The sequence below is a fragment of the Sorangium sp. So ce363 genome (genome assembly GCF_051520435.1).
Taxonomy (GTDB): domain Bacteria; phylum Myxococcota_A; class Polyangia; order Polyangiales; family Polyangiaceae; genus Sorangium; species Sorangium cellulosum_B.
Map to the genome: position 1 here is coordinate 251149 of NZ_CP150333.1, position 17161 is coordinate 268309.

Here is a 17161-nt window from a genome sequence, read left to right on the forward strand (position 1 = left end):
CGGCCGGATCGCCGCCAGGCAGCCGGGCATGCGCGCGCCGCGCGCTGAGGAACCCGCTCGGCCGGGTCACGCCGCCTTCCGCCGCACCATCGATGCGCGTAAGCTCCGGCGACGTCCGACCGAGCGCCGCCTCGGCCCTCTGCCGAGGCGCCGGTCGCCGTCATCCTATGAGAACCTCCGCGCACAACGGCCCGTTTCCCGGGCCCGCCGCCCGCGTCGATACGACGGACATCGAGGCCCTGAAGCGTGAGCTCGAGCGGCTCCGCGCCGTGGGGTCCCGGGATCGCGGGTGGCTCGACGCCGTGCTCGAGCACAGCCCGCACGGCGTCATCCTCTGCGACGCGTCCGGGAAGCTCGTCCTGCACAACAGGGCGGCGGAGCGCATCTGGGCCGGCAGCGCCTCGACCGAATCGATCAACGACTGGACGCTTTATCGCGCCTTCCACGAGGACGGCCGCCCGTACGAGGCGAAGGACTGGGCCATGGCCCGCGCGATGTCCGAACGGCAGGTCATCGAGAGCGAGGAGACCCGGATTCAGCGCTTCGACGGGACGTATGGCATGGTCCTCGGGAGCGCCGCGCCCATCATCGGACCTGGCGGCGAGCTCGAGGGCGGGATCTCGGTGTTCGCCGACATCTCGCGCCTCAAGCAGGTCGAGGCCGAGCGCGGCGAGCTCGCCGCGCAGCTCACGAAGCGGGTCGAGGAGCTCGATCGCCGCGCCCGGCTCACCCAGGCGCTGCTCGCGGTCAGCACCGCGCTGAGCGGCGCCGTGACGGTCGAGCAGGTGTCCGCCGCCGTCGTGAGCGACATCCACCGGGTGCTCGGCGCCTCGACGACGATGATGTACACGGCGGACGAGGCGGCCGGCGTCGCGGCGCTCGTCGGCCACTCGGGGCTAGAGGAGCAGCGCACGAGCCCTTATGCGAGGGTGCCCCTCGACGCCCGACTGCCGCTCTCGGACGCGCTCCGGGAGCGCCGCCCCATCTGGGTGGACACGAGGCAAAGCCTGCACGCCGCGTACCCCGAGCTCGCGGCCCTGCGGCCTGTCCGCGACGACGTGAAGGCGCTCGCCGTCCTGCCGATCGTCGCCCACGCGGCGCTGCTCGGCGGCCTCGCGTTCTCCTTCGCGAACGATCGGGCGTGGAGCCCCGAAGAGCGCGAGTTCCTGCTCAGCGTGGCGGCGCAGTGCGCGTCGGCGCTGGACAGGGCGCGCCTCCTCGAGCGGGAGCGCGAGGCCCGGGCGCGCGCGGAGATGCTCGCGGCGGAGCTCGAGCGGCAGCAGGCGACGCTCCGCCTCCTGAGCGAGGCGGGCGCCGCGCTCTCCGGCTCGCTCGACGTCGCGTCGCGGCTCACGCACCTGACCCACCTGGCGGTCCCCACCCTGGCCGACTGGTGCGCTGTCGACATGCTGAACGGCGATTCCATCGAGCGCGTGGCCGTCCACCACTGCGACCCCGCGAAGATCGAGCTCGCCGAGCGCCTCCGGGCGATGTCCCCGCCCCGGCCCGACGCCCCGGCGGGCGTGTCCGCCGTGATCCGCGCCGGTCGCTCCGAGTGGATGGCCGACATCCCGGACGCCGCCATCGAGTCCGCCGCGCTGAGCCCCGAGCACCTGCGCCTGATCCGGTCGCTCGGGCTGAGATCGTATGTCGTCGTCCCGCTCCGGGGGCGCGACCGGACCATCGGCGCGCTGACGCTGGTCCACGCGGAGTCGGGCCGCCGCTTCAGCCAGGCGGACGTCGCGCTCGCCGAGGAGCTCGCGAACCGCGTCGCCCTGCTGATCGACAACGCGAGGCGGTTCCAGGAGGCGCAATCGCTCATCCGCGCGCTGGAGCGGACCAACGCCGAGCTCGACCAGTTCGCGTACGTGACGAGCCACGACCTGAAGGCGCCCCTCCGGGGCATCGCGAGCCTCGCCCAGTGGATCGAGGAGGACCTCTCGGACAAGCTCACCGCGGACACGCGCCATCAGATGGAGCTCCTGCGCGGGCGCGTGCGCCGCATGGAGGCCTTGATCGAGGGGATCCTGGCCTACTCCCGCGCGACGAGGTTCCGCCAGAAGCCGGAGAGCGTCGACCTCGAGAGGCTGGCGAGGGAGGTGGTCGAGCTCATCGCCCCGAGGCCGCCCGCGCGGGTGACGCTCGACGTGCCGCCGGCGACCCTGCGGACCTACAGGGTGCCCTTGCAACAGGTGCTCATGAACCTCATCACGAACGGCCTCAAGCACGCGGGCCGCGAGGACGCGGCGGTCTCCGTGTCCGCCCGGGAGCAGGGCGACAGGGTCGAGGTCTCCGTGTCCGACAACGGGCCTGGGATCGCGCCTGCGTTCCAGGAGAAGGTGTGGGGGATGTTCCAGACGCTGCAGGCGAGGGACAAGGTGGAGAGCACGGGGATCGGCCTCGCCATCGTGCGAAAGATCGTGGAGAGCCGCGGCGGGCGGGCGTGGGTCGAGTCGGACGGCAAGAGCGGCGCGACGTTCCGGTTCACGTGGCCCAGGAGGGAAGAGGCGGAGGGCGCCGCGTAGCGGTCGCGCCCGCCGAGCTGCCCGGGAGCGCGCTTCCAGCGACGGCGTCGGGGGACGAGGTGCTCAGTTCGAGGGCTTCGGCATCTGGAACACCACGGCTTCCTCTTCGGCTTCCACGTTGTTGATGTTCCAGTAGATGGACCCGCAGTCGACGGCGATCTCGAAGAAGTACGGCTGCCCGGTCGCGAGGGTGACCGTGTCCCCCATGCCGAGGTGCGCCCTCCGCACCTCGCCTTTCCCCTCGCTGTTCATGTAAACGGTCCAGTAGACGAACTCGTCGTCCACCGCGAGCGACTTGGCGACGGCCTGAGCGTCGACCGTGGTGGTGAAGGGCGGGGCGCTCGGCGCCGCGCTCGTCGCCTTGGACTGGACCGCGCCGTTGGTGTCGGTCACCCAGTGCACGACGCCGTTGGCGAGGACGAGCACGGTCGGGTTGCCGTTCGCCTCCGCGAAGACCTCGGCGGTCTCGCCGAGCGGATCCTTCGTCTTGCGCAGGATCTGGCGCGACCAGTAGTTGGACCAGTAGACGTGGGTCGCGTCGACGGCGACGCCGATCGGGTGGTCGTCGGAGGCGACCAGCTCCGCGACGGCCTGGCTGCCGTCGGCCTTGGCCCGCCAGACCGCCGGGGGCGTCTGCGTCGCCCAGTAGACGCTGTCGCCGAAGGAGGTGATCCGGCTGAAGGCCGTGACCGCCGGATCGCCGTTCTCCTGCAGGGGGACCTGCGCGATCTGGATCGGGCTGGAGCTCGGCGGCTCGATGGAGATCCCCAGCACGTCTCCGTTGCTCCAGTTGGTCCACGAGAGCTGCCCGCCCGAGTAGGTGATCCAGGCGGTATCCCCGAAGCCGAGGGTGCCCGGGAGCGTACGTGCGGCCCCGCCGTCCTTCGGGATGGCGACGATGGCCTGGTTGTTGGCCATGAGCACGAGATCCCGGGTGACCGCCATGCCCTTCGCGTTGGACCCGAGCTCCCCTGGCATCTGCGTGACGGGGCACTCCCCCGCGGCGCAGTTCGACGGGGGGCACGAGGGCGTGCCGCCGGCGCCATCGCCACCGTTGCCGCCGGTGCCATCGCCGCCATCGCCGCCATCGCCGCCGTCGCCGCCGCCCGACGTCGTCTGGGCAGAGCCTCCGTCACCAGGTCCGGTGCTCGTCGTCGTCGAGGAAGCGGAGGAAGCCCCCTCCGTGCCAGGCTCGATGCCGAAAATGAGATTGCAACCGGTGCCCGTCGCCGCGAGCGCGAGGAGGGCGCAGGGCAAAGCGATCTTGCTGTGCATGATGGAGTGTATACATCCCCGGCCACGCCCCCGGCGATCGCGGGCCACTGTCCAGGGGCGACGCTTCCGTGCGACACCCGCGCTCACGCGAGCCGTCGGAGCTGCTCCAGCCGCCGCCGCGGCTCGATGTCGCGCCGCTTGATCTTCCCGGTCCTGAGCTCCTCGTAGGGCCCGCACACCGGCCGGTAATCGCACTGCGCGCACGCCCCCTCCGCCGGCATCGGCAGGAGGGCCGCCTTGTCGATCGCGTCTCCGATGATCCCCGCCACCTGGGCGGCCGCGTCGCGCGCCCGCGCGTCCAGGTAGATCGGCACCTCCGTGAACCCGCCGGCGGAGGTGCAGTAATAGAGCCGCCCGGACTCGACCTGCGTGCCCGGGGGCATGAGCTTCTCCAGCGCGAGCGCGTAGAGGACCGGCTGGAGCGTGCCGCCGCCGCTCACGACCGCGTCGCGCGGCGCCCGCGCCTTGCCCGTCTTGTAGTCGGTCGCCCGCATCGCGCCCCACACGCTCCGCTCGACCAGGTCGATCGAGCCCCGGAGCCGGACGCCGCAGTCGAGCTCCACGGGCGCGTCCGAGCTCCCCGGATCGCGGGTGGCGAGGCGGCGCGGCAGCCCGAACGACAGCTCGAAATGGATCGGCTCCCAGTCGCGGTCCTCCGCGGCGCGCCGCAGCCACTCCCGGAGGTCGGCCCGCACCGACGCGATGCCGTCGTCCCAGACGCGCCGGATCGCCGGCGCGAGCTCGTCCGCGTAGCGCGCGGCGACGCGGTCGAGCGCCCGATCGAGCTCGGCCCGGGCCTCGTCGAGCGCTGGCAGGCCGAGCGGCAGCTTGCCCGCGTCGCGCAGGGCGACCAGCACCTCGTAGAGCACGTCGTGGACGAGCCGGCCGCGCTGGAGCGGGTCGAGCTCCTCGATCGCCTCCGGTGCCGGGCGCGGGGCGAGCTTGTGCACGGCGTAGAGGAAGAAGCGGTAAGGGCACGCGGCGAAGTGCTGGAGGGCGGTCGGCGAGAACGACCTGCGCCCGAACGCGTGCTTCGCGAGCGCCTCGCGCGCCTCCGCGATCGGCTTGAACAGCCCGTCGGCGCTCGTCCAGCCCGGGATCCAGCGCCGCGCGCGGAACCGGAGCGCCCGCGCGAGGTGGGGGTTGGCGTTGAGCAGGTAGCGCGCGGTGCCGACCGTCTGCGCCTCCGGCAGGCTGAAGAGCGTCTCGAGGAGCGCGAGGTCGTGCTCGGCCGCGTCGATGGCGTCCTCGGGCCGCGCGGGCGCGGGCCAGCCGATGCGCGCGGCGCCGCCCTGCTCGGCGCGGCGCTCGAGCTCCCCGAAGCCGGGCAGCCTGCCCTCGGCCGCGCGCAGGAGCTCGAGGCCGTAGAACGAAGGCACCCGAGGCCGGGACTGATCCATGTCCACGCGCGGGTACGACACGACGAGCCGCTGGCGGGCCGCGCCGACCGCGAGCCGGAGCGCGAGGCGCTCGCGCGCCACGCGGTCGTCGCTCGTGTCGAGGCCCGAGTCGCCCCCGGCGATCGTCCGGCGGAGGGCGTCGCGGAGGATCGGGTCCTCGGTGACCTTCTGCGGGAAGATCCGCTCGGCGAGCCCGGGGACGAAGACCACGTCGAACGAGCGCCCGCGGGCGCCCTCGATGGGCGAGACGAAGAGGCGCCCGTCGCGGCGGGCGGCCGGGGGCAGCACGAGGTCGGTGAGGCGGCACGCGAGGCAGAGGCGGATCTCGCCGAGGTCCACCGGGCCGACGTGGGCCATCGGCGCGAGCTCGGCGAGCACGGCGAGCACGCGCTCGGGCCGCCGGAGCGCGCGCGTCGCGAGGGCCGAGAGGCGGCGCTGCCACTCGCCGAAGGTCGCGCGCTCGCCCGGGCCGGGCAGCGCCGCGAGCAGCGGCAACGCGAAGGCGCGGAGGGCCGAGAGGTCGGCGAGCGTCCGCGCGATGCGCGCGGCGTCGCGGTCCTCGGGGGCGCGGGAGAGCGAAAGCCGGAGCTCCCGCTCGAAGCCCGAGAGCCGCGCCTCCCACCGATCGAGCCCGCCGATCACCGCCGCGTCGACGAGGATGCGCTCCCAGCGCCGCGGGGCGCGCAGGGTGCCGTCGTGCACCGGGGCGTCGGGGCCCTGGGCTGTCGGATCGGGGTTCGGGGCTGTCGGATCGAGGTTTGAGGCTGTCGGATCGGGGTTTGGAGCTGTCGGATCGAGGTTTGGGGCTGTCGGATCGGGGTTTGGGGCTGTCGGATCGGGGCTCTGGACTGTCGGATCGGGGTTGGGGGTTGTCCGACCGGGGTTGGGGGTTGTCCGATCGGGGTCGGGGGCTGTCCGATTGGGGTTCTGGGCGGCCGGACTGAAGCTTTTCCCTGGCGGATCGAACCCGAGATCTTCCCCCGCCATCTCGTCGTCCGGCGGCGCCTCGTCGAAGCCGCCGCGCAGGAGCTCGGGGAAGAGGTCATCGTCCGGCGGCACCCAGCGGTCGGCCTCGGGCGGGGCCGGCGGCGGCTCGCCCGCGGGCGTCGCGTCGGGGACCTGCCCGAGCGAGAGGTACTCCGCGAAGCGCGACGCCGACAGGTGCTCGGCGGCGCACGCGAGCAGCGCGAGCAGCGCGCGGCCCGCCGGGTCGGGCTGCACCGAGCCCTGCGCGAAGTGCGCAGGGATCCCGGCCCGGCGCAGCGCCTCGACGAGGTGCGCGCGGTACTGCTCGGGCGCGCGCAGGAGGATCGCCATCCGCTCGAACGGCACGCCGCGCGCGGCCTCGCGCAGCGCGATGCGCGCGAGCTCCACGCACTCCCGGCTCTCGCCGGGCGCGGAGAGGATCTCGACCTCGTCGCCGAGCCCGGGGGCCTCGTCGGTCAGCGGGTCGAACAGGTGCTCCTGCAGACGCGCGAGCGAGGTGCTGGGCGCGACCGGCGGCGGCTCGTCGCCCGCGCCGTCGTCGGCGCCGTCGTCCACGCCATTGCCCGCGCCGGCGCCGTCGTGCGCGGCGGAGACCGCGGTCAGCGAGACCCGCCGCGGCGGCGATCGGAGCGCCGCCTGCAGGTGGCGCAGCGACGCGGCGTCGCCGGCCGGAACGGTGGCGAGCGCGTCCGGCGAGCGCGCGGCGACGGCCTCGAGGAGCTCGCGCTCCAGCGCGAACCGCACGGGCAGGTCGAGAAGGAGCATCGGCAGCCCGAGCAGCGGGTGGCGCGAGCGGGGGTCGCCGTCGTCTGCGGCCCGGGCGCGCTCGGCCGCGAGGCGCAGGACGATCGCGCGATCGGCGAGCCCCGCGTCGTCCAGGGCGGCGTCGAACGCGTGGGCGATGCGGTCGAGATCGGCCGGCGCGAGCGCGTCCGGCGCGACGCCGGAGAGCCGCGCTTCGTCGAGCGTCCGCGCGACGGCGCGCGGCAGCCCGGGTCGATCCGCGACGCGGGCGAAGCGGCCGAGCAGCCCGTCCTGCGCGAGCCCGTCGAGGGTGCGCGCGCAGAGGGCCTCGATGGCGAGCGCGCTGGCCGGGACGAGGCCGCGCTCGGCGAGCGCCGGCATCGCGAGCGCGGCGGCGAGGCGCCCCAGGGTCAGCCGGTGCCAGCCGAAGGTGGCGCGGCGGCCGCGGATCGACGCGCGGGCGAGCTCGCTCACGGCCTCGACCGAGGCGCCGACGAGGAGCACGCGCTCGGCGGGGCGCCGGCGGCGCAGCCAGCCCACGGCCCGATCGAGGCGAGCGGCGGCGCTGGGGGAGGTGATGACGGCGTGGGGCACGGGGTGGCTCGAGAGGCGGCAGAGGCCGCGGGGAGGTGATGAGCGACGCTTACGAGCTCGGCAGTCTGCCGTTGGCTGGCATCGCTCAGCTCAGGTCCGGGAGCACATCTTCGATCGATGCAGCGACGATGGCCCGTTCATGCCACCGTTCCAGGAGCTCAGGATCCTTCTCGAGCAGGATGCGCTTGCGCAGGATGTCCGGTACGGCGATGCCGCGAACCCGGAGCGCAGTCAGCACCGCACGCGCCGCCTCCTCGGCGCGCCCTTGGTTCCGCCCCTCGTCGCGGAGCTGCTGCGTGTACTCCTCGAACCAAGCCCGGATCGCTGCGCTCACATCGTCCTCCTCGTCGGTTGTCGGCTCCTGTTGGTCGAGCCCGAAGTGTAACAGCAGCGGCACGGCGACGCTCTTCTCCCAGGCATCGCGGGGCAACGCCGCCAGATCCGCCACCGCTTCGCGAAAGCGGCGGCCCGAGCCGAGCAGCCGCAGCAGAAGGGTCGAACGCGTCCGGGGCAGCCCGGAAGGCAGAGCAAGTCGTGTGGAAATATTTGTCGGCCGCACGAGATTTCCGGTCGGCTGTGGGGAATGAGCACGACGCGCAGCTCAGGGCCTTCCAGGCCAGTACCTGACGACCACGTGACAGTCGTCGACCTGCCACCCCTTGGTGGCATCCCAGCGCAGCTTGAACACCTCCCCGCTGGCGTCGAACTCGTCGTCGTATTCGCCCGCGTCGAGCTGCAGCAGCTCCGCGTCCGGGCCCGCGCGGCGGAACGCCACCACCTGGAGCCGCGCGCTGTCGCCGGGCGAGTAGCGGAGCGAGGCCTCCGAGAACGCCCCGAGCTCCGTTAACGGAACTCCCACCTTGGTGCAGCCTCTCTTCGTGAACGGCTGCAGCTCCCCTATCTCCGGGAAGCCAGCGACGCGGACGGATGGCCTGAGAAACCATCCGAGCGCAAACGAAACGACGGCGACACCGAGGACCAGGAGGTAGCGCATTTTTGCGGATTGGAAGGAGGTATGCACGTCGTGTCCCGATGGGCTCAAGGCGTCTCTCTCGGTGGGATCAACCCCAGCATGGCCCCGGAACGAGGCTCGATGGGACGTCAGCGGCGGCGGGGGGTGAAGCGGACGAACAGCCCTTCCGGCTTCATCGTGAACCCGAGGAGCTCCTTCACGGGCCGCGCCGGGTCGACCAGCGATACATCGAAGTCGCGCGCGACCATGGCGCCCACCATGGCGCTCTCGACCATCGAGAGCGCGCGCCCGGGGCAGACCCGCGGGCCGCTGCCGAAGGCGAGGGCGGCGCGCGGGTCGTGCTTGCCGGCGCCCGCCGGCCGCGGGGTCAACCAGCGCTCGGGCATGAACGAGGCCGCGTCGTGGAAGTGCTCCTCCTTCAGGGCGATCTGCCGCGTCAGCAGGATCATCCGCGTCCCCGCCGCGAGCCGCAGCGAGCCGACCACCGTGTCCGCGCAGGCTTCCATGAACAGGATCGGCGCCGCGGACTTCAGGCGCAGCGTCTCCTGCGCCACCGCCCCGAGATAGCGCAGCCGCTGCGCGTGCTCCGGGCTCTCGGGCAGGTCCGCGTCGCCGAGCTCGGCGTCGACCTCGGCCCGCATCCGTGCTTGCACGTCCGGGCGCAGGGCCATGAAGTGGAGCATCCAGGCCATCGTGTCGGCCGTCGTGTCCTCCCCCGCGAGCAGCAGCGTGAGCACGTTGCCGAGCACCTCCTGCTCCGACAGCCGCGCCTTCGGGTCGTCGGCGTCGCGCGCCACGAGCAATGCCTCCAGCAGCGAGCGAGGCGCCGCGGCCCGCGCCGGATCCCTGTCGAGCTCCGCGCGCGTCGTCCGGAGGATGCCCAGCATCCGCGTGCGCACCTCCGAGAGCGCCTGATCGAGGGCCCGATCGGCGGGCAGCTTGACGTGCCGCCAGTACGGAAATGGCGCGAAGACGCGGCGGTTGAGCGCCGCGAAGACCGTCTCGAGCTGGTGCGACAGGGGGTCGGTGCCGCGCTCGATGAGGTTCATGTCGAGGCCGAACGCCACCGCGGTGGTGACATCCACCGTGTAACGGGCGAGGTCTCGCCGCGCGTCGACCGGCGCCCCCCGCGCGGCCGAGGCGCGCCATCGCTCCCGGAGCCGGCGGGTGATCGTGGAGAGCGTGCCGTGGCTCTCGCGCAGCTGCCCGGCGGTGAACGCGCTCATCACGAGCCGCCGCTGCCGCGTCCACTGGTCGCCCTCGGCCGAGAAGACGCCGCCGAAGCCCATCTCGTCGATGAGCTCCTGCAGCGGGCTCCAGCGGCGGAACTCCTTCGGCCTCTCGCGCAGGATGCGCTGGACGAGCTCGGCGCTGCCGACGACGACGACCGGCGCGCGGCCGAGCCAGAAGGTGTAGAGATCCCCATACTTGCGGTTCCAGCCCTCGAGCGTGAGGTGGAACTGGGTCGGCCGGATCTCGAGGAGGTTGCCGAGCAGCGGCAGCCTCCGCGGTCCTGGCAGCGTCGATAGATCGCTCACGCCCGCTGAAGGGGCGACTTCTGCTCTGGCGGTCTCCATGGTCTCCTTTCGAGAGAGCGAAAGCGGCCAGCGCCGGCGCCGCCGCGGTCAAGGTGCAACGTAGCTCGTCCTGGCGTGTGCGTGGGCGCTCGCCGGCGCGCCGCCTTCGTCACGCGCCGGCATCGCGAGCGCGGCGGCGAGGCGCCCCTGGGCGAGCCGGCGCGTGACGAAGGTGCGCGGCGGCCGCGGATCGACGAGCGGGCGAGCTTGCCGACGGCCGCTGCCCCGCCCCCGGTCCTCCGCTATCGTGGCATCGGAGAGCGCGCGAGGGCCGCGACCGCGGCGCCATGGGCCGCGACCGCGGCGCCATGCCCTCTCCGGAGCGGAGCGAACGTCCGCGCCGTCCCTCCTGCGGTGCTCGCCCCGACGAGATCCCCCCGCTCGCGCGCCATTCCAGGACTCCCCGCCGCGCCCCGCGGCCGACTCGCGCGCTCGCCGAGCATGGCGCTGGCACTGCGCTTGTTATGCCCCCCGCGCGCCCGCGGGTCCGAGCGGCGCCGAACCGCGGGCGCCTCCGCAATCCGCCGCTCTGGACACCATTTCTGGACGGAAAGGTTGCAGTATGAAGAATGCCATCCCGATCGCGATCCTGTGCCTCGGCGGGCTCGGCTGCGCGGACGCACCTCCCGCGGGCGATGGCGAGCAGCCATTGCTCACGTCCCGGCAGCGCATCGTTGGAGGCGCTGTGGACACGACGCACGCCTATGTCGTGGGCGTGGGCAATCGGAACCGGGCGTACTGCAGCGGGACCGTCATCTCGCGGCGCACCGTGATCACCGCGGGACACTGCCACGGCGCGCTCACGCGCGTCTTTTTCGGCCCGACCCTCGGGCGGCGGTCGGAGAGCGTGCGGATCGAGACGTCGCGGAGGCACCCCGCCTTCGATCCCGCAAGCCTCCAGAACGACCTTACCCTCCTCGAGCTGGAGAGCGACGCGCCCGTGCAGCCCGCGCCCCTCCTGCGCGAATCGATGGAGAATACCACCTGGTACGTCGGGCCGGACTACACCTTTGTCGGTTACGGTGTTTCCGACGGCGTCGCGGGGACAGGGTTCGGCATGCGCCGCGCCGTGACGTTCCCTATCGTGGCCGTCGGCCCCGCCCAGGTCGGCGGGACGCCGGGGACGATCGACGCGACCCAGTTCTATTACCAGGTCCCCGACATGAACACGTGCGCCGGCGACTCCGGAGGTCCGGCGTTCCTCGTGCGCGGGGGCGTCGAGCGCCACGCCGGCGTGACCTCGTTCGGCGACGACCCCTGCACGCTGGACGGGGTGCAGGCGCGCACCGATCTCGACCAGATATCTCAGTTCATCCAGCCGACGATCGACGAGTTCGAGGCGGACAACCCGTGCCGCGCGGACGGCCTCTGCGAGGCGGCGTGTGACGTCGGGCCCGAGATCGTCGACCCCGATTGCGCCGATCTCCACTGCGGCCAAGATGGGGTGTGCGCCCTCGCCTGCGCGTTCCCGGCCGACCCGGACTGCGCGCTCCGCGCCGGCGTGCAGGTGCGATGACGGGACAGGTGAAGGCCAGCGGGCGCCGGCCGCGCGCCGCGCCGCGAGGCGGAGCTCAGGGCGTGTCGGCCGGGTCCGCCGGGTCGCTGCCGGCGCTCCGCTCGTCGCCGTCGAGGAAGCCGTCCTCGTCGCGATCGAGGCCGATGCGGTAGCCCGAGCCCGGCGGCGTGCACGTGTAGGTCAGGGGTCGCCCCGTCGCGAGGGCGATCTGGCGGAGCACCGCGTCCGGGATCGGCGGCAGCGCCATCCGGTCGGCGACGAACTGCCCTGCTCCGGTGTGAAGGAAGCCGATCTCCTGCAAGGTCAGGTGGCTCTTCGCCACGAGATCACACTCGCCGGCGTCCGCCCTGGCGATCAGGAGATCGACGCGCGGATCGGCGGCGGCCTGGTTGCCGGTCGTGAGCGTGACCTGCTGGCCGACGATCGGCGCGACGTTCGAGTCGAAGGCGAGCAGGAACGACTCGAGCTGCCGGCGGACCGCGTCGCCCGCCGGCGAGTCCGGCAGGCCGTTCGGGTTGTCCGGGAAGGTGCCGAACTGGTTGGTGAAGCCGGTGAACGGCGAGAAGCCCATCCCGCGGAAGAACCGGAACAGCGTGTCGAAGCTGCCGTCGTGCAGGAAGCCGAACCCCCGCACCTGGTCGCCCTTGGGATCGTTGTCGCCGGGCAGGATGCCGAACAGCGGGGCGGCCATCCCGAACATCCCGACCTTCTGGTACATGTTGCGCAGGTGCGGCGTCTTGATGAGCTGCGGCTGGAAGTCGAACGTCATGTTGCCGTTCGCTCCGAAGAATCCCGGCTTGTCGACGCCGGGATTGCCCTCCGGATCGAGGACGTGACAGCCATTGCAGATGGCGGTGCCGTCCAGGTTGCCGCTCACGAAGGTGTCGCGCCCGGCCTGCTGATCCGGCGTGAGCGAGTTGTCCAGGCGGCGGATCGGGTTGGGCGGATAGGTCACCTGCAGGATGAAGTCCGCGAACGCCTCCATGGAAGCGGCCGGGATCGGGCCGCTCCGGCCGAGGAGGTCGGTGAAGCCGGCCTGGAACTTCATGAACGCGGCGCGCTCGTCGAACGAGCCGCTGTCCGGCTGCGCGGTGGGCGCGTCGTTGCCGCCGGTGCGATCGCCGCGCCAGTGCATGGGGCCGTGGTTGGCCATGCCGCGCAGGCTCTGGGTCGTGGTCGGGCCCTTCATCGGGTGGAACTCCTGGGGCATCGGCTGCTGCGTGAAGAGGTTGAGCAGCGGGCCGACGAAGGGGCCCGGGTTGGTCGTGACCGGCTCGTCCGGATTGCCGAGATCCCACCCGAGGCTGTCGAAGTCGCCGAAGATATGGCAGCTCGCGCACGAGGAGTCGCCGTGCGCCGAGCTCGTGCGCGCGTCGTAGAGGAAGCTCCGCCCGAGCGCGACGCTCGGCGGCTCGGGGCTGTACATCGCGACGTGCGCTGTCTCGGCCCGGGTCGCGGTGTCGACGATCGAGATGGAGTTGTCGAAGCGGGTCAGCACGAACAGCTGGCCTCGCGCCTCGTCGAGCGCGAGCCCCGACGGGCCGCCGCCGCTCACCTCGATGTGGTCGGAAGCGTCGGGCACGAACGTGTCGCTCTCGAGCGCGGCCGTGCCGAGAACGCCGACCTTGCTCGACCCGAGCGCGGCCACGTAGAGCGTCGCGCCGTCGCTGGTGACGGCCATGTCGACCGGCTGGGCCAGGCTCGCCTCGCTCTCGGCGTTCGGCGTGGGGGCGCAGCAGGCCGAGTAATCGATGTGTTTGTTGAGGTGCCGCGGCGCGACGCGCGGGGGGGCGTTGCCGGGGCGGAGCACCGTGATCCGGCTCTCGTGGAGGTGGCCCCGCAGGCTCTGCCCCGCGAAGACGCCGGGGCCCTCGAACCGCTGCTCGTTCCGCGCGTCGGTGTTGGAGACGTAGACCTTCCCGTTCACCGGGTTGACGACCATGTTGAAGAGGATCGTCCCGACGCCGGTGAAATGGCCCGAGGGCCCGGCGATCGGCCGCGGGGGGGTCGCCATGGCGTTGATGGCGAACACGTCCTTGTCGGGCAGCGAGAGCCGCACCGTGTCGTCCCAGGTGCGGCCAAGCTCGTCGACCCAGTGCGCGCCGTCGAACTTCACGATGAGGCTGACCTCGGGCGCCGGGTCGCCGAACGCGTTGGTCATCGGGCCCGGCGAGCCGCCGTTCGCCGCGCCGCCGTCGGGCACGAGCAGCTCGGTGACGACGGTGCTCCGGTTGCCCGAGTGGAAGCCGGCGGCGTAGACGCGCGCGCCGTCGGGCGTGGCGGCGAGCGCGCGCGGCGTGTCGGTGAAGAGGGTGAGGATCGCGAGCGGCTCGCCGCCGAGCGACGAGCCCAGGTGGTTCGCGTCGAACACCCAGACGTCGGCCCGGCCCACGCCCGGCGTGGTGAGCTCGGGATCGTTCGGGTTGTTCTGGCCGCGGTGCGCCGCCGTGATGAACGCGCGGCGCCGCCCGGGGCCCGCAAATACGATGTCTCTCGGCTCATCGCCCACGAGCAGCGTGCGCTCGACGCGGCCGCCGTATCCGCCAGGGGACAGCTCGACGACGCTGACGCTGTCGGACAGGTGGTTCACGACCCACACCTCGGTGTCGCTCCGCGCCGCCACGGCGACCGGATCCAGCCCGACCGGTATCGAGCTCCGGTGGACCAGCGCGCCGTGCTGGACGCGGAAGACCTCGAGGCGGCCATCCGGCGTGTTGAGCGCAAAGAGCAGGTTTCCGCCGGGAGAGAGCGCGAGCGGGCGCACCTGCCCGCTCTCGAAGAGCGTGTAAGACGGCTCGGCCAGGGCGGGGGCGCTGGCCGCGAGGACAAGAGACGACGCCGCGGCGGACAAAAGGCCGCCAGCGACCCTTCGCAGGGCGAACGATGACTTCATATGACCTCCTCGAGAAAGCGACTTCAGGCGATCGGGGATCGAGTGATCATTCAACAACTAACACGGACACGCTCTTTGGGGATCCAGGAAAGAGCATTTATGTTTCAATGTTGAAATGCGCGCGGCGCACGTCGTACACCGCCTCACGATCATGACCCTTTTCAGGGGTGCAGCGCGTCATGAGGCAAGCATTGAATGGCGACGCGCGCAGCCCACCGGCGCACCCGAGCGACGGGTGGTGAGCCCATGTGCGTTCTGCGCCGGCCGCGGAGCGCGACGCTACTTCTTCGCCGTCACGTACCGGAAGTCGCACCGCTCGGCGCCCGTGCCGAGGGTGCCCGTGCGGTGGAGCTCGATGCCGTGGAGCTCTTTCACCTTGAGGTCGTCGAGGCGGCAGATCATGGGGACGATCTCCGGCGCGCCGTGCCGCCGCGCGAACGCCACGATCGGGCACGCGCGCACGTCGAAGGCCAGGAGCGCGCCGGTGCCGCTGGCCTCGTCGAAGCGGATGCCCTCCGGCTCGTCCGCGCGCAGGCTCATCATGAGCAGGCTCCGCGCTGGTTTCAGCCGGAACATCACATCCATGGCGGCGCCGAGGAGCGGGCTCCGGTTCAGCTGCTTGCGGTAGAAGGCCAGCAGCATGTCCTCGGCGATGCGCAGGGCCGGCTCCCGATCCACGCCGAGGTCGTGCAGGAGCGCCTGGTAGATCGCGAGCACCGGCGGGCCGAGCTCGAAGAGCTTGCGATTCGTGCTGCTCCGGAACTGCGGCATCGTCGCCTCCAGCGCGAGATACCGCTGCTTGGCGTGCGTGTGGAGCTCCGCCGCACACGCTTCGCCGAGCTCGCGAGTCGCGATGACTCGGCCTTCCGCAAGGATCTGTGCGAGACGTTCGGACGGCGACGACATGCTGGAAATTTACCACATGCGGCGCCGCGGCAAGCCTCCTTGTGGGAGCTCTTTGATCGGAGTGGCCGGCTGAAGTGGCCTGCTGGCCGGCCAATCGACTGGCCGGCCAGCAGGCCAGTCCGATCAGCGGGCGGAGCCTGTTCCAGCCGGCCTGTGCGGCCAGAGGGTCAGCGATGCTCCTGCGATCGGGGGAGTTCGGTAGGGACGCAATATGGCTCTGCCGGGATGCGCGGAGCACTGGACAGGGCGTCTGGTGAAATGAGGCAGAAACCTCTCAGCAACAGGCCCAGTCGGCTCCCGGGCGGCGATGCGCTCGCGGGCTCGGCAGGAGCCGGGCGTCCGCCTGTGCGGCGCTACGGCGCTGCCGGTCCCCACAGCCCGGGCACGCGCGTCCCGCAGGAAGGGCACGCGCCGCCGGAGAGGAGGACCTCCTGCGTCTCGTAGTTGAACCGCCGCACAACGACCTCGTGGCAGGCGGGGCAGCGTGTATGCGAGAGCTCACGGACGCGGTCGGCCACGTTGCTGACGTAGACGTACTTCATCCCCCGCGCGTAGGCGACGCCCGCCACGTCCACGAGGAACGCCGGGTCGGTCGTCATGCGATCGCGCATCTTGTAACGCGGGTAGAAGGCGTTGAGGTGCCAGGGGATGTCGGGGTCGACCCCGGCGATCTCGGCGCCGAGGGCGCGGAGGCCGGCCGCCTTGTCGTTGAAGCCGGGGACGACGAGCGTCACGACCTCGACCCAGTAGCCGAGGCGCCGGGCCTCGCCGATCGCCGCGAGCACCGGCTCGACGCGGCCGCCGAGCGTCCGGTATTGATCCGCGCTCCACCCCTTCAGGTCGACGCGGAACACGTCGGCGACCGGGCGCATGTACGCGAGCGCCTCGGGCGTCGTGTTGCCATCCGAGATGAGCGCCGTGACGAGCCCCCGCCGCTGCGCCTCGGCGAAGACGGCGCGCGCCCACTCGGCGGTGATCATCGGCTCGTTGTAGGCGCTCGCGAGCACCCCGCAGCCCGCCGCGACGGCCACCTCGACGAGATCCGCGGCGCTGATGTCGATGGGCTCGCCGTCGCCCTCCGGCTCGCGGAGGGCCTGGGAGACCTTCCAGTTCTGGCAATAAGGACAGCGCAGGTCGCACCCGAACATCCCGAAGGTGAGGGACCTCGCGCCGGGGCGCACATGGAAGATCGTGTTCGTCTCGACCGAGCGCACGTAATGGCGCGCGACGTAGCCGAACGGGACGCGCAGCTCGCCGTCCTTCTCGAAGCGGATCCCGCACGCGCCCGCGCGCCCCGGCGCGAGGACGCAGCGGTGCGCGCACGCGGTGCACCGGAGATACCCCTGCTCGGGACCGGGCTCGTAGAGCGCGCCCGGCACGGTGCGGCGGGCGAGCTTCGCCGTGAGGGGCTCGCCCATGGCGCCGCCCTCGCCAGGCCCGGCCGCGGCGCGCTCGCACGCGGGCTCGTTCGCGGCGCCGCGCACGAGGTCCTCCACGCGGACGTGCGGGCGGGCGTCCGGATCGCGCGCGTCGAGCGGAGCGTCGATCGCGGCTTTCGGGGCGCTGCGTCCGTTCGTCTCCATGGGAGAGCGGGCATCGCTAGCATCGCAGCCGCCAAAAACAAGGGCCTTGTGGTGCGGTGGCGTGGCGGTACAGCTGGGCAGCGGCGCGGTAGGGCAGCGGCGCTGCGGCGGGCAGCGGCGCGGTAGGGCAGCGGCGCTGCGGCGGGCAGCGGCGCTGCGGCGGGCAGCGGCGCTGCGGCGGGCAGCGG

General features: G+C 72.4%; 10 protein-coding genes. 2 read left to right on the top strand and 8 right to left on the bottom strand.

Annotated elements, in window-relative coordinates:
- The first annotated feature begins 167 nt into the window (after window positions 1-167).
- Window positions 168-2525, top strand: a complete 2358-nt coding sequence (locus WMF12_RS01020; RefSeq protein ID WP_437859968.1) for an ATP-binding protein — start codon at window positions 168-170, stop codon at window positions 2523-2525.
- Window positions 2526-2588: 63 nt separating this feature from the next.
- On the opposite strand, the gene WMF12_RS01025 is transcribed toward WMF12_RS01020, so the two are convergent.
- From WMF12_RS01025 to WMF12_RS01045, 5 genes are all read right to left on the bottom strand, one after another.
- Window positions 2589-3800, bottom strand: coding sequence for an ABC transporter permease (locus WMF12_RS01025; protein WP_437859975.1), 1212 nt, complete (start codon window positions 3798-3800; stop codon window positions 2589-2591).
- Window positions 3801-3883: 83 nt separating this feature from the next.
- Entirely contained in the window at window positions 3884-7525 is a 3642-nt protein-coding gene (locus WMF12_RS01030) for a PD-(D/E)XK nuclease family protein (RefSeq protein WP_437859981.1), read from the bottom strand.
- Between the two features lie 85 nt (window positions 7526-7610).
- The gene (locus tag WMF12_RS01035) at window positions 7611-8084 is read right to left on the bottom strand and encodes a hypothetical protein (RefSeq protein WP_437859987.1); all 474 of its coding nucleotides are present in this window, start codon (window positions 8082-8084) and stop codon (window positions 7611-7613) included.
- Window positions 8085-8126: 42 nt separating this feature from the next.
- Window positions 8127-8384, bottom strand: a complete 258-nt coding sequence (locus WMF12_RS01040) for a hypothetical protein (protein WP_437859991.1) — start codon at window positions 8382-8384, stop codon at window positions 8127-8129.
- 242 nt (window positions 8385-8626) lie between these two features.
- The gene (locus tag WMF12_RS01045; RefSeq protein ID WP_437860006.1) at window positions 8627-10075 is read right to left on the bottom strand and encodes a cytochrome P450; all 1449 of its coding nucleotides are present in this window, start codon (window positions 10073-10075) and stop codon (window positions 8627-8629) included.
- A 562-nt stretch (window positions 10076-10637) separates the two neighbouring features.
- Between WMF12_RS01045 and WMF12_RS01050 the strand changes: the two genes are divergently transcribed.
- Window positions 10638-11591: a S1 family peptidase gene (locus tag WMF12_RS01050; RefSeq protein WP_437860017.1), complete on the top strand. Its 954-nt coding sequence runs from the start codon at window positions 10638-10640 to the stop codon at window positions 11589-11591.
- A gap of 55 nt (window positions 11592-11646) precedes the next feature.
- On the opposite strand, the gene WMF12_RS01055 is transcribed toward WMF12_RS01050, so the two are convergent.
- The 3 genes from WMF12_RS01055 to WMF12_RS01065 all read right to left on the bottom strand — a co-directional run bounded on the left by WMF12_RS01055 (window position 11647) and on the right by WMF12_RS01065 (window position 16973).
- A complete protein-coding gene (locus tag WMF12_RS01055; protein WP_437860022.1) occupies window positions 11647-14484 on the bottom strand; it encodes a hypothetical protein in 2838 nt (945 codons plus the stop codon).
- Between the two features lie 279 nt (window positions 14485-14763).
- The gene (locus tag WMF12_RS01060) at window positions 14764-15390 is read right to left on the bottom strand and encodes an L-2-amino-thiazoline-4-carboxylic acid hydrolase (RefSeq protein ID WP_437860026.1); all 627 of its coding nucleotides are present in this window, start codon (window positions 15388-15390) and stop codon (window positions 14764-14766) included.
- Window positions 15391-15743: 353 nt separating this feature from the next.
- Complete coding sequence (locus WMF12_RS01065) at window positions 15744-16973, bottom strand: radical SAM protein (protein WP_437860027.1); 1230 nt, start codon at window positions 16971-16973, stop codon at window positions 15744-15746.
- Window positions 16974-17161 lie beyond the last annotated feature (188 nt).

Excerpts from the sequence above, each read along its gene's own strand:
- WMF12_RS01020 (WP_437859968.1), top strand. The coding sequence starts at position 168 with ATGAGAACCTCCGCGCACAACGGCCCGTTTCCCGGGCCCGCCGCCCGC.
- WMF12_RS01025 (WP_437859975.1), bottom strand. The coding sequence starts at position 3,800 with ATGCACAGCAAGATCGCTTTGCCCTGCGCCCTCCTCGCGCTCGCGGCG.
- WMF12_RS01045 (WP_437860006.1), bottom strand. The coding sequence starts at position 10,075 with ATGGAGACCGCCAGAGCAGAAGTCGCCCCTTCAGCGGGCGTGAGCGAT.
- WMF12_RS01050 (WP_437860017.1), top strand. The coding sequence starts at position 10,638 with ATGAAGAATGCCATCCCGATCGCGATCCTGTGCCTCGGCGGGCTCGGC.
- WMF12_RS01055 (WP_437860022.1), bottom strand. The coding sequence starts at position 14,484 with ATGAAGTCATCGTTCGCCCTGCGAAGGGTCGCTGGCGGCCTTTTGTCC.
- WMF12_RS01060 (WP_437860026.1), bottom strand. The coding sequence starts at position 15,390 with ATGTCGTCGCCGTCCGAACGTCTCGCACAGATCCTTGCGGAAGGCCGA.
- WMF12_RS01065 (WP_437860027.1), bottom strand. The coding sequence starts at position 16,973 with ATGGAGACGAACGGACGCAGCGCCCCGAAAGCCGCGATCGACGCTCCG.